Origin of the sequence: Janibacter sp. Y6 (assembly GCF_040900765.1) — a bacterium.
Lineage (GTDB): Bacteria > Actinomycetota > Actinomycetes > Actinomycetales > Dermatophilaceae > Marihabitans > Marihabitans melonis.
In genome coordinates, this window is record NZ_JAKLYZ010000001.1 from 981,198 (window position 1) to 993,577 (window position 12,380).

Below are 12,380 nucleotides of genomic sequence, written 5' to 3' on the forward strand. Positions count from 1 at the left end.
CTAGCTCCCTTCGACCCGCATGACCGAGGTGACATCGCCGACAGCGGGGAGGGCGGCGAGGGCGTCGACGGTCGCGGCGAGCGCGGCGTCGGGCGCCATGTGGGTGACGACGATGAGCTGGGCGTGAGAGGTGGGCTCTCCCCCGGGCTCGCCGTCCTCGTCGACGACGACCTGCTGGCGCACGGTCTCGATGGAGACGTCGTGCTCGGCGAAGGCCTGGGCGACCACGGCGAGCACGCCCGGGCGGTCGGCCACGTCGAGGCTGATGTGGTAGCGCGTGAGGGCGCTGCCCATGGGCAGGACCGGCAGGTCGGCGTAGGCGATCTCGCCCGGGCCGCGGCCGCCGGAGACGTGGTGGCGGGCGACGGCGACGACGTCGCCGAGGACCGCGCTGGCCGTCGGGTCGCCACCGGCGCCCTGGCCGTAGAACATCAGCTCGCCCGCGGCGTCGGCGCCGACGAAGACGGCGTTGTACGCCTCTCGGACGGCGGCGAGCGGGTGCGTGCGCGGGATCATCGCCGGGTGCACGCGCACCGAGATGCCCTCGGTGCCGCCGTCGTCGCTCGTGCGCTCGCAGATGGCGAGGAGCTTGACGACGCAGCCCATCTCGCGGGCGGCGCGGATGTCGCTCGCGGTGACCTCGGTGATGCCCTCGCGGTAGACGTCGGCGCTCGAGACACGGGTGTGGAAGGCGAGGGAGGCGAGGATCGCGGCCTTCGCCGCGGCGTCGAAGCCCTCGACGTCGGCGGTCGGGTCGGCCTCGGCGTAGCCGAGGGCCTGGGCACGCTCGACGGTCTCGCCGAAGCCCGCGCCGGTGGTGTCCATCGCGTCGAGGACGAAGTTCGTCGTGCCGTTGACGATGCCGATGACGCGGCGCACGTCGTCGCCGGCGAGCGACTCGTGGATCGGCCGCAGGATCGGGATCGCGCCGGCGACGGCGGCCTCGTAGTACAGGTCGACGCCGGCCGCGTCGGCGGCGGCGTAGAGCGTCGGGCCGTCCTCGGCGAGGAGCGCCTTGTTGGCGGTGACGACGCTCGCGCCGTGCTCCATCGCGCGCAGGATGAGCCCGCGGGCGGGGTCGATGCCGCCGATGACCTCGACGACGATGTCGGCGCGGGTCACCAGGCCCTCGGCGTCGGTGGTGAAGAGCGCGGGGTCGAGCCCGAGCTCGCTGCGGTCGCGCCCGGCGCGCCGCACGGCGATGCCGACGAGCTCGATCGGGCGTCCGACGCGGGCCGCCAGCTCGGCGGCGTTGCCGGTGAGCTTCTGGGCCACGGCGCCGCCCACGGTGCCGCACCCGAGCAGGGCGACCCGGATCGGGGTCTTGTCGCTGTCCATGCCAGCTCCTCCTTGGTCCATCACTCGTCGACGTCCAGCGCGAGGATGTCCTCGACAGTCTCGCGACGCACGATCACCCGTGCCCGGCCGTCCCGCACCGCGATCACCGGCGGACGAGGGGTGTGGTTGTACTGGCTCGACAGGCTGCGGCAGTACGCGCCGGTGCCGGGCACCGCGAGCAGGTCGCCGGGGCCGACGTCGGCCGGCAGGTACTCGTCCATGACGACGATGTCACCGCTCTCGCAGTGGCGGCCGACGACACGGGTCACGGCGGGCGCGGCCTCGGAGCTGCGGCCGGCGAGCGTGCACGAGTAGTCGGCGCCGTAGAGGGCGGTGCGCACGTTGTCGCTCATGCCGCCGTCGACGCTGACGTAGGTGCGCACGGCGTCGCCGGTGACCTGCACCTGCTTGACGGTGCCGACCTCGTACAGCGAGAGGGTGCTCGGGCCGGCGATGGCGCGGCCGGGCTCGATGGAGATGCGCGGGCGCGGCGCGGGGGCGTCGCCCTCGACGAGCTCGTCGAGCACGCGCATCTCGCGGTCGCAGACGGCCGCCATGTCGGCGCCGAGGTGCGCGGGGGTCATCGGGTCGTGCTCGGAGGTGTAGGCGATGCCGTAGCCGCCGCCGAGGTCCATCTCGGGCATGTGCAGCCCGTGCTCCTGCAGGACGGCGACGTGCAGCCCGACGAGGCGGCGGGCGGCGATCTCGAAGCCGGAGACGTCGAAGATCTGGCTGCCGATGTGGCTGTGCACACCGCGCAGGTCGAGCACGCCGTCGTGCGCGAGGACGGCCTCGATCGCCTCGGCGGCGGAGCCGGAGGCGAGGGAGAAGCCGAACTTCTGGTCCTCGTGGGCCGTGGCGATGAACTCGTGGGTGTGCGCCTCGACGCCGACGGTGACGCGCACCATGACGGGGGCGACGACGCCGAGCTCGGTAGCGACCTGCGCGACCCGCTCGACCTCCTCGAGGGAGTCCAGGACGATGCGCCCGACGCCGTAGGACAGGGCCTGACGGATCTCGGCGAGGCTCTTGTTGTTGCCGTGCAGCGCGAGCCGCTCGGGCGGGAAGCCGACGCGCTGGGCGACGGCGAGCTCGCCGCCGCTGCACACGTCGAGGCTCAGCCCCTCCTCCATGACCCACCGCGCGACGGCGGAGCACAGGAAGGCCTTGCCCGCGTAGTAGACGTCGGCCCCGCCGCAGACGGCGACGAAGGGGCGGGTGAAGTCGTCGGCGAAGGCGCGGGCCCGGGCGCGGAAGTCGTCCTCGTCGACGACGTAGGCCGCCGTGCCGAAGTCGCGGGCGATCTGCGTGACGGGCACCCCCGCGACGGCGAGGACGCCGTCGTCACCGCGGGTGACCCCCTTCGACCACAGCTGCGGGAGCAGCTCCATGACGTCGTTGGGGTAGGGCAGCCAGTGCGGGGCGGCGCCGTAGCCCTCGGCGTGGAGGGCGCCGGCCTCGTGGGCGCGCATGTTCAGAGCCATGAGGTCACATCCGGTCCGGTGCGGAGACCCCGAGCAGGGTCAGGCCGTTGGCGAGCACCTGGCGGGTGGCGTCGTTGAGCCACAGCCGGGTGCGGTGGGTGTCGGTGACCTCCTCGTCGCGAAGGGGGCGCACGCGGCAGGTGTCGTACCACTTGTGGTAGCGGGTGGCGAGGTCCTCGAGGTAGCGCGAGACGCGGTGCGGCTCGAGCAGCTCGGCCGCCTGGGCGACGACGCGGGGGAAGTCGCCGATGATCGCCAGGAGCGCGGCCTCGGTCGGGTCGACGAGCAGCTCGGGGGCGAAGCCCTCCTCGCGCAGCACGCCGTCCTCGATCGCCAGGCGCGTGACGTTGGCCGTGCGGGCGTGGGCGTACTGGACGTAGAAGACCGGGTTGTCGTTGGTCTGCTTGCGCAGCTCCTCGCCGTCGAGCGAGAGGGGGCTGTCGGCCGGGTAGCGCTCGAGGTTGTAGCGCACGGCGTCGGCGCCGATCCACGACACGAGGTCGCGCAGCTCGATGATGTTGCCGGCGCGCTTGGACAGCTTCGCGCCGCCGAGGTTGACCAGCTGGCCGATCTTGACCTCGATGTTGTGCTGCGGGTCGTCGCCCGCGCACGCCGCGATGGCCTTGAGCCGGCCGATGTAGCCGTGGTGGTCTGCGCCGAGGAGGTAGATCTTCTCGTCGTAGCCGCGGTCCTTCTTGCTCAGGTAGTACGCGGCGTCGGCGGCGAAGTACGTCGGGATGCCGTCGGCGCGGATGAGGACGCGGTCCTTGTCGTCGCCGAAGTCGGTGGTGCGCAGCCAGACGGCGCCGCCCTCGTCGTAGACGTGGCCCTGCTCGCGCAGCCGGGCGACCGCGCCGTCGACGGCGCCGCCGTCGTGCAGCTCGGCCTCGGAGAACCACACGTCGAAGTGCACGCCGAAGTCGGAGAGGGTCTGCTGGATGTCGCCCAGCTGGGCCTGGTAGGCCAGCGAGCGCACGAGCGGCAGGGCTTCGCCGTCGGGCAGGTCGGCGGCGTCGGGGCGCTGCTCGCGCACGGTCGCGGCGAGGTCGTCGACGTAGGCGCCGGGGTAGCCGCCCTCCGGGGTGGGCTCGCCGCGCATGCTCGCGAGGACGGAGGCGCCGAACTTGTCCATCTGCGCGCCCGCGTCGTTGATGTAGTACTCGGCCGTGACGTCGGCGCCGGTGGCCTGGAGCAGCCGGCGCATCGCGTCGCCGAGCGCGGCCCAGCGGGTGTGGCCGATGTGCAGCGGGCCGGTCGGGTTGGCCGAGATGAACTCGAGGTTGATCGTGCGCCCGGACTCGCTCGTGCCGTGGCCGAAGGTGTCACCGGCCTCGACGACGGTGCGGGCCAGCTCGCCGGCGCTCGCGGCGTCGAGGGTGATGTTGAGGAAGCCGGGACCGGCGACCTCGACCTCGGCGACGCCGTCCGCGCGGCCGAGGTGGTCGGCGATGACGGTCGCGACGTCGCGCGGGGGCCGACCGGCCCCCTTCGCCAGCTGCATCGCGACGTTGGTGCTCCAGTCGCCGTGGCCCTTGGCCTTGGGTCGCTCGACGCGCACGACGTCGGGGACCTCGACGGCGAGGTCACCGGCGTCGACGGCAGCGGTCAAGGCATGACGGATCGCGGTGGCGAGCTCTTCGGGGGTCACCCGCAGGAGTCTAGGAGCCGTGGCGCGGGGCCCGGGCGGGTGTCCAGCACGGCCGGGTGCCCCGGTGGTGCGGATGCGAGGCCCCGGCCCGCGCGGTGCTAACCTGCACCGGCGCCCGCACCGTCGGGCGCACGCCTCCGTAGCTCAGGGGATAGAGCACTGGTTTCCGGTACCAGGGGCCGCAGGTTCGAATCCTGCCGGGGGCACCACCGGGTCGAGCGGAGCTCGTCCCGTGGGGCCCACGGCAGAAGCAACAGGTCGTCGAACGACGTGAGACGGCCGACGGGGGCACCACCTGCAGCCCGCTCCGCGGGCGGCGCGCAGCGCCCACGGTAGAAGGAACAGGCGCCTCGAACGCAGCGAGAGCGCCGACGGGGCACCGAGCACCCGCCGCGACGAGATCGCCAGGCCTGGGGCGCTGCTCCTCCACCTCTTCGCGCGACTAGAGCCCTGCCCCGTACGTACGGGGCAACGGCGGAGTCACCCGGCACGGACCCCGCCAGCACGTCTGGCCCGCTGGCAGGTCGTCCCCTTCGCGGCGGTCCGACCCACCCACCGACGACGCGGGCTACCACGCCGTAGTGGTCGTGATCACGACCAGTACGGCGTGGTAGCCGGGGGTCTAGCGGGGTTGGGTGGCAGCGAAGGGGGTCAGCCCTCCCCGCGCGCAGCCCTCGCCCCGGTCCCGCCGGCGCGTGCCGCCTCGCCGGCGGCGACCCGGCGGTCGCTGCGGACGAGCCAGGTCACCGAGACGACCAGGCCGCCCCAGATCGTGCCCATGGCCAGCAGCATCATGAGGATCGCGGTCGTCGTCATCGGGCGCCCCCGGTCGGGTCGGCGTGGTCGTCGGCGAGCTGGTCGCTGCCCGGGTCGTCGAGCTCGATCCCCCGCTGCCACGGCAGCCGCGCGAGCAGGAGCGCGATGACGGGCAGCGCGATGACGAGGCCCCACCCGAAGGTCCACAGCAGCGAGCTCGGGTAGCCCTCGTACGGCGTCTCGACGTTGTCGAAGAGCTCGAGGACGAGCATGACGACGAGGACGAGGGGCACGAGCGCGGCGACGAGCACCTGCCACCAGGCGCCGAGCCGGATCGAGCTGTGCACGTTCATGTGGTCGGCGAGCGGGCGCAGCCGGCGCCACAGCCACGCGATGGCGAGCATCGACAGCGCGGCGACGAGCAAGATGCCGAAGCTGTTGATGAAGTTGTCGACCGTGTCGAGCACGTACAGCCCTCCGGTCGTGCCGAGCAGCACGCAGGAGACGACGGCCATCGGCAGCCCGATGATCATCGTCGCCGCGACACGGCCGGCACCGGTCTTGTCACGGATCGCGCTGATGCCGACCTCGACGATCGAGATGAGCGAGGTGAGCCCGGCGACGACGAGCGAGCCGAAGAAGAGCACGCCGAGGAGCACGCCCGCGGGCGCCTCGTTGAGGATCGCCGGGAAGGCGACGAAGGCCAGCCCGATGCCCTGCGCGACGACCTCGTCGACCGGCTGGCCCGAGCTGCTCGCGAGGAAGCCGAGGACGGCGAAGACGCCGAAACCGGCGAGCAGCTCGAAGCTCGAGTTCGAGAAGGCGACGACCGCCCCGGACCCGGTGAGATCGGTCTTGCGACCGACGTAGCTCGCGTACGTGATCATGATGCCGAAGCCCACCGACAGGCTGAAGAAGATCTGCCCGAAGGCGCTCACCCACACCCCGGGCTCGGCGAGCGCCGACCAGTCGGGGCTGAAGAGGGCGTTGAGCCCGACGCTCGCGCCCGGCAGCGTGAGCGCGACGACGACGAGGATCGCGAAGGCGATGACGAGCGCGGGGATGAAGATGACCGCGGTCCGCCCGATGCCGGCCTGGACGCCGAGCGCGAGGACACCGAGGGTCACCGCCCAGACGACCACCATCGGGATGAGCACCCCCGGCACGACGTCGAGTGTCGGCCCGGGGGTCTCCGCGGCGCGGAGGAAGTCGCCGAAGAGGAAGGCCTCGGGGTCGCTCCCCCACGCCTTGTCGACCGAGAAGCCGGTGTAGCGGATCGCCCAGGCGATGATCGCGGGGTAGTAGATGCCGATGACGACGGTGATGAGCACCTGCCACCAGCCGAACCACTCGCCCCGCTTCGAGATCCGCCGGAAGGCCAGCGGCGCGGACCCGCGGTAGCGGTGCCCCATCGCGTAGTCGAGGAAGAGCATCGGGATGCCGGCGAGCAGCAGCGCGACGAGGTACGGCACGAGGAAGGCGCCGCCGCCCCCTTCGTAGGCCACGTACGGGAAGCGCCAGATGTTGCCCAGGCCGACCGCCGACCCGATGGCGGCGAAGATGAAGGCCTTGCGGGTGCCGAAGCCGCTCTTCTCGGACGCCCCGGCGAGCTCGCCGGAGGTGGTGCTGCTCGTGGTGCTCACGTCACTCCCTCGTCGGTGCACCGCGAGCAGACGACCTGGCTCGCGGCCCGGGAAGGCTCCCACGGACGCCGCAGGGGCCGCCAGGAGTCGTCGGTGAGTGAGACCGGACGGGGCGAAGGGGGGTCAGCGCTGGGTGGAGTCGGTGACCTCGCCGACGAGCTCTTCGATGACGTCCTCGAGGAAGACGACGCCGAGGGTGGCCCCCTCGTCGCCGATGACCCGGGCGACGTGGGCACCGGTCTGCTGCATCGTGCGCAGCACGTCCTCGACCTCGTCGGCGCGCTGCACGGTCGCCAGGCGACGGACCCGCTTGACCGGCACGGGCTGAGAACGCTGGACGTCGTCGGCGTAGAGGACGTCCTTGAGGTGGAGGTACCCGCTCAGCTCGCCGGAGCCGTCAACCGTCGGGTAGCGCGAGAAGCCGTGCCGGGCGACGAGCCGCTCGATGTCGTCGGGCGTCGCGTCGACGGGGACGGTGACGAGGTCGGCGACGGGGATGCCGACGTCGGCGGCGTCCTTGTCGGAGAACTCGAGCGCGGCGCCCACGAGGCCGTACTTGTCGGTCTCGACGAGGCCCTCGCGGTGCGACTCCTCGACGATCGTCTGCACCTCCTCGACGGTGAAGGCGGTGGCGAGCTCGTCCTTGGGCTCGATGCCCATGGCCCGCACGATGGCCTTCGAGAGCCAGTCCATGCCGGCGATGATCGGGCGGGTGAGGCGCATGACGACGACGAGCGGGGGCACGAGCCAGCGGGCCGCGCGCTCGGGGCCGGAGATCGAGATGTTCTTCGGCACCATCTCGCCGACGACGACGTGGAGATAGACGACGACGAGGATCGCCAGGACGAGCGAGGTCGCGTCGGTGAGCCCCTCGGGCACGCCGAGGCGGATCATCACGGGCTCGAGGGCGTGGTGCAGGGCCGCCTCGGAGATCGCACCGAGGAGGACCGAGCACACGGTGATGCCGAGCTGGCAGGTCGCGAGGATGACGCCGGTGTGCTGGAGCGCCTCGACGGCGAGCGCGGCCCGCTTGTCCCCTGCGTCGGCGAGGGGCTCGAGCTGGCTGCGCCGGGCGGACATCGCGGCGAACTCGGCGCCGACGAAGAAGGCGTTGAGCAGCAGCAGGACGACGGTGATGATCACGGTGATCACCCGCGCTCACCCCCTTCGTCCGTGGCCGGGTCGTCGGTCGAGGTCGGGGTGAAGCGCAGCCGGTCGACCCGGCGCGCCTCCATGTCGACGACGGTGACCTGCCACCCGTCGAGGGTGGCGACGTCGCCGACCGAGGGCACGCGGCCGAGCTCGTGCATGACCCAGCCGCCGACGGTCTCGTACGCCGACCCCTCGGGCACCTCGGCGCCGAAGCGCTCGCGCACCTCGTCGGGGCGCCACAGGCCCGGCACGGTCCACGACCCGTCGGGCAGCTGACGGCCGGTGGTCTGGCTCCGGTCGTGCTCGTCGCTCACCTCGCCGACGATCTCCTCGACGAGGTCCTCGAGGGTGACGACACCGGCAGTGCCGCCGTACTCGTCGACGACGACCCCGAACTGCAGGCCCGCGTCGCGCAGCTGGAGGAGCAGCGGGTCGAGGCGCAGGGTCTCGGGGACCATGACCGGCGCGACCATGAGGGCGGAGATCGGCACGGCCGCGCGCTTCTCGTGGGGCACGGCGATGGCCTTCTTCACGTGGACGACGCCGTCGACGTCGTCCCAGTCCTCGCCGGTGACGGGGAAGCGGGAGTGGCCGGTCGCGCGGGCGAGCGCGACGAGCTCCTCGGCGCTCGCGGTGCGGTCGATCGAGGTCGCGCGGTTGCGCGGGGTCATGACGTCCGCGGCGGTCTGCTCGCCGAAGCCGAGGGAGCGCGTGACGAGACGGGCGGTGCCGGAGTCGAGCGTGCCGGCCTCGACGGAGGTGCGCACGAGCGAGGCGAGCTCGGCGGGGCTGCGGGCCGCGGACAGCTCCTCCTGCGGCTCGATCCCCAGGCGGTGGAGCACCCAGTTCGCGGAGCCGTTGAGCACGAAGAGCATGGGGCGCAGGAGCGTGGCGATGACGCGCATCGGGGTGGCGACGACCTTCGCCGTGCCGAGCGGGGCGGAGACCGCGAGGGTCTTCGGCACCATCTCGCCGACGATCATCGAGAAGCCCGTCGCGAGGAGCAGCGCGATGACGCTCGCGGTGTTGGCCGCCCCGCGCGGGCCGAGCCCGGCGGCCTCGAGCAGCGGGGTGATGAGCGCGCCGATCGCGGGGTTGGCGACGAAGCCGAGGACGAGGGTCGTGATCGTGATGCCGACCTGGCACGCACCGAGGAGCGTGGAGAGGCGGCGAAGGGAGATGAGCACCGGCTGCGCCCGGGAGTCCCCCGCGTCGACGGCCCGCTGGACCGTCGGGCGGTCGAGGGCGACGAGCGAGAACTCTGCCGCGACGAAGAGCGCCGTGCCGAGCGTGAGGAGCACACCGAGGAGCAGGAGTAACCAGGGCGTCATGATGTCGCGATCCTACGGTCCGCACCGCCGGCCGAGGTGCGAGAGCCTTCGCCGGCTGAGGTGCGAGAGCCTTCCCAGGCCGAGGTGCGAGGAGCGGTGTTGCTGGTCGAGGTGCAGGAGCCTTCGCTGGTCGAGGTGCGACGAAGGAGCCTCGAGACCACGGCCGCGCGGTTTCGAGGCTCAGGCCTTGGCGGCCTTCGCACCTCAACCACCAAGACCCCCTTCGCTGGTCGAGGTGCGAGGAGCGCAGCGACGAGCCTCGAGACCACCCCGCGCGGTTTCGAGGTGCGGCGAGCCCTTCGCCGGTCGAGGTGCGACGAGGAGCCTCGAGACCAGCCCTGCGCGGTTTCGAGGCTCAGGCCTGGCGGCCTTCGCACCTCAACCACCAAGGCCCCTTCGCTGGTCGAGGTGCGACGAAGGAGCCTCGAGACCACGGCCGCGCGGTTTCGAGGCTCAGGCCTTGGCGGCCTTCGCACCTCAACCACCAGGGGGGCGGCCACCCCTTCGCCTCGATCTCGCGACGATGACGTCCCACTGGTCGGCGATCAGCGCCTCGCGCTTGGCTCGCGACCAACCCTGGACCTGCTTCTCGAGGGCGTAGGCCTGCGGGATCGTCTCGGTCTCCTGCGACCACACGAGCTCGACGGGCATGCGGGAGCTCGTGTACCGGCTGCCCAGACCGGTCGCGTGCTGCTGCAGACGCTTCTGCAGGTCGCGGGTGCTGCCGACGTAGTAGCTGCCGTCGGCGCAGCGGAGCATGTAGACGTGGGGCATGGCTGATCTCAGCAGAAGCCGGCCTCGCGGCCGGTGAGTCATCCACAGGGTCCGTGGTCTCGAGGCTCCTCCGTCGCACCTCGACCACCAACGGTCTTCCCCGCACCTCAACCACCAAGAACTCCTTCGTCGCACCTCAACCACCAAGAACTCCTTCGTCGCACCTCAACCACCAAGAACTCCTTCGTCGCACCTCAACCGCCAAGAACTTCTTCGTCGCACCTCCACCAACAACGACTCCTCGCACCTCGACCAGAGACGGCTCATCCCTCGGGGGGAGGGGGGGCTCAGACCTGGGGTGGATGTGCGGGGTGAGGTGGCCCTGGTTCGATGGGTCTCGACCGAGAGACCGTAGTGACGACCCGGCGCGTGTGCGCCAGAGGGAGAGCAGGATGGCCGACCGCGGCACCGCGATCGAGGTGCGCAACCTGTCCAAGCGTTTCGGGGGCTTCACCGCCGTCGACGACGTGAGCTTCGACGTCAGACCAGGGAGGGTGACGGGCTTCCTCGGGCCGAACGGCGCGGGCAAGACGACGACCCTGCGGATGCTGCTCGGTCTCGTCGAGCCCTCGGCCGGGCAGGCGACGATCGGCGGCACGCGCTACCGCGACCTGCCGAGCCCGCTGACGACGGTCGGGGCGGCGCTCGAGGCGACCTCCTTCCACCCCGGCCGCAGCGGCCGCGACCACCTGCGGGTCATGGCCTCGACGGCCGGCATCCCCGACTCCCGTGTCGACGAGCTGCTCGAGCTCGTCGGCATCCCCGCCGCCGCCCGCAAGCGGGCCGGCGGCTACTCGATGGGCATGCGCCAGCGCCTCGGTCTCGCCGGCGCCCTCATCGGCGACCCCGAGGTGCTCCTCCTCGACGAGCCCAATAACGGTCTCGACCCCGAGGGCATCCGCTGGATGCGCGGCTTCCTGCGCCACCTCGCGAGCGAGGGCCGCACCGTCCTCGTCAGCAGCCACATGCTCGGCGAGGTCCAGCAGACGGCCGACGACGTCGTCATCATCGCCAACGGTCGCCTCGTGCGCTCCGGCACGCTCGAGGAGGTGCAGGGCGGGGCGAAGAGCTTCGTGCGCACCTCCGACGCCGACGCGCTCGCCGGCGCGCTGCGCATCGCCGACGTCACCGCGCAGCCCGCCGACGGCGGTCTCGTCGTCGAGACCGACGACCTGCGCCTCATCGGCGACGTCGCCCTGCGCGCCGGCCTGCCGGTGTGGGAGCTGACGAGCCGCAGCGGCGACCTCGAGTCGCTCTTCTTCGCGCTCACCGACGGCACGAGCCGCAACTACTCGACTCAGGACGCCCCGATGGAGCAGGACGCTCTCATCGGTCAGGAAGGGGCGAACGAATGATCAGCGTCATCCGCTCGGAGATCCTCAAGCTGCGCACGACGCGGATGTGGTGGGCGATGGCCCTCGGCATCTTCCTCGCGGGCGCCGTCTTCGCCGGCTTCTTCGCCGTCGTCTACACGATCGACGACCCCGGCACCGGCGCCCCGGCGATGACCGGCACCGACGCCCAGGTCGCCAACACCGTCTACACCGCGGGTCTCGGCGTCGGCTACCTGCTCCTGCTGACCATCGGTGTCATGCAGATCGGCTCGGAGTACCGGCACAAGACGATCACCGGCACCTTCCTGGCCACCCCGCGCCGGATGAAGGCCCTGCTCGGCAAGGTCCTCGCCCTCGTCGTCATCGGCATCGGCTACGGCCTCGTCAGCCTCCTCGGCTCGGTGAGCGTCGGCGCCGTCGTCCTCAGCATGCGCGGCATCGAGCCCTTCCCCGACGTCGAGATCCTGCGCTCGCTCGCGCTCAGCCTGCTCGCCCTCGCCCTGTGGGCGCTCATCGGGCTCGGCGTCGGCATCCTCATCCCCAACATGGTCGCCGCGCTGCTCGTCGGCATCGGCACCGCGTGGATCGTCGAGCCCCTCGTCGGCTTCGGGCTGTCCTTCAACGACTTCGCCAACGAGCACGTCGTGAAGTTCTTCCCGAGCCAGGCGACGAACGCGATGATCGACCCCGTGACGATGTCCGGACCGGGCATGGCCGAGCCGCTCTCGTGGTGGGCCGGGGCCCTGACGCTCACCGCGTACGCGGTCGTCCTCGCCGGTCTCGGCGTGCTCCGCGCGTCGCGCCAGGACGTCACCTGAGCTGACCTGCTCCAAGCGCGAACGCCCCTCCGACCTGGAGGGGCGTTCGCGTTAGGCTTGCCGGGTGCGGCCCGTGGCTGCGGGCTGACCTGACGCGACCTG

Annotated in this window: 10 protein-coding genes and 1 tRNA gene; 3 read left to right on the plus strand and 8 right to left on the minus strand. The window is 71.9% G+C overall.

What is annotated here, in order from left to right; all coding sequences use genetic code 11:
• Genes L6241_RS04560 through argS form a run of 3 tightly spaced genes read right to left on the minus strand, consistent with a single transcriptional unit; the run spans position 1 to position 4,470 of the window.
• On the minus strand, positions 1-1,338 hold the full coding sequence (locus L6241_RS04560) for a homoserine dehydrogenase (RefSeq protein WP_229299284.1): 1,338 nt from the start codon (positions 1,336-1,338) through the stop codon (positions 1-3).
• A 20-nt stretch (positions 1,339-1,358) separates the two neighbouring features.
• Positions 1,359-2,810, minus strand: a complete 1,452-nt coding sequence (gene lysA / locus L6241_RS04565; protein WP_068278010.1) for a diaminopimelate decarboxylase — start codon at positions 2,808-2,810, stop codon at positions 1,359-1,361.
• Between the two features lie 16 nt (positions 2,811-2,826).
• Positions 2,827-4,470, minus strand: coding sequence for an arginine--tRNA ligase (gene argS, locus L6241_RS04570; RefSeq protein ID WP_368245058.1), 1,644 nt, complete (start codon positions 4,468-4,470; stop codon positions 2,827-2,829).
• A gap of 133 nt (positions 4,471-4,603) precedes the next feature.
• Here argS and L6241_RS04575 point away from each other — a divergent pair.
• Positions 4,604-4,679: transfer RNA gene (locus L6241_RS04575), tRNA-Arg, on the plus strand.
• 442 nt (positions 4,680-5,121) lie between these two features.
• Here L6241_RS04575 and L6241_RS04580 read toward each other — a convergent pair.
• The 5 genes from L6241_RS04580 to L6241_RS04600 all read right to left on the minus strand — a co-directional run bounded on the left by L6241_RS04580 (position 5,122) and on the right by L6241_RS04600 (position 10,126).
• Complete coding sequence (locus tag L6241_RS04580) at positions 5,122-5,286, minus strand: methionine/alanine import family NSS transporter small subunit (protein ID WP_368245060.1); 165 nt, start codon at positions 5,284-5,286, stop codon at positions 5,122-5,124.
• On the minus strand, positions 5,283-6,869 hold the full coding sequence (locus tag L6241_RS04585) for a sodium-dependent transporter (RefSeq protein WP_368245061.1): 1,587 nt from the start codon (positions 6,867-6,869) through the stop codon (positions 5,283-5,285). Before L6241_RS04585 ends, L6241_RS04580 begins: the two co-directional genes overlap by 4 nt.
• Positions 6,870-6,992: 123 nt before the next feature.
• Complete coding sequence (locus tag L6241_RS04590; protein WP_368245062.1) at positions 6,993-8,021, minus strand: hemolysin family protein; 1,029 nt, start codon at positions 8,019-8,021, stop codon at positions 6,993-6,995.
• Positions 8,018-9,352: a hemolysin family protein gene (locus L6241_RS04595; RefSeq protein ID WP_368245063.1), complete on the minus strand. Its 1,335-nt coding sequence runs from the start codon at positions 9,350-9,352 to the stop codon at positions 8,018-8,020. Before L6241_RS04595 ends, L6241_RS04590 begins: the two co-directional genes overlap by 4 nt.
• 477 nt (positions 9,353-9,829) lie before the next feature.
• Positions 9,830-10,126 (minus strand): GIY-YIG nuclease family protein, encoded by a 297-nt coding sequence (locus tag L6241_RS04600; RefSeq protein WP_252976409.1) that lies wholly within the window; start codon positions 10,124-10,126, stop codon positions 9,830-9,832.
• 392 nt (positions 10,127-10,518) lie between these two features.
• Between L6241_RS04600 and L6241_RS04605 the strand changes: the two genes are divergently transcribed.
• Positions 10,519-11,481 carry an ABC transporter ATP-binding protein gene (locus tag L6241_RS04605; protein ID WP_191564870.1) on the plus strand — a complete coding sequence of 321 codons (963 nt, stop codon included), beginning with the start codon at positions 10,519-10,521 and terminating at the stop codon, positions 11,479-11,481.
• Positions 11,478-12,278 carry an ABC transporter permease gene (locus L6241_RS04610; RefSeq protein WP_368245066.1) on the plus strand — a complete coding sequence of 267 codons (801 nt, stop codon included), beginning with the start codon at positions 11,478-11,480 and terminating at the stop codon, positions 12,276-12,278. Before L6241_RS04605 ends, L6241_RS04610 begins: the two co-directional genes overlap by 4 nt.
• The last annotated feature ends 102 nt before the right edge of the window (positions 12,279-12,380 follow it).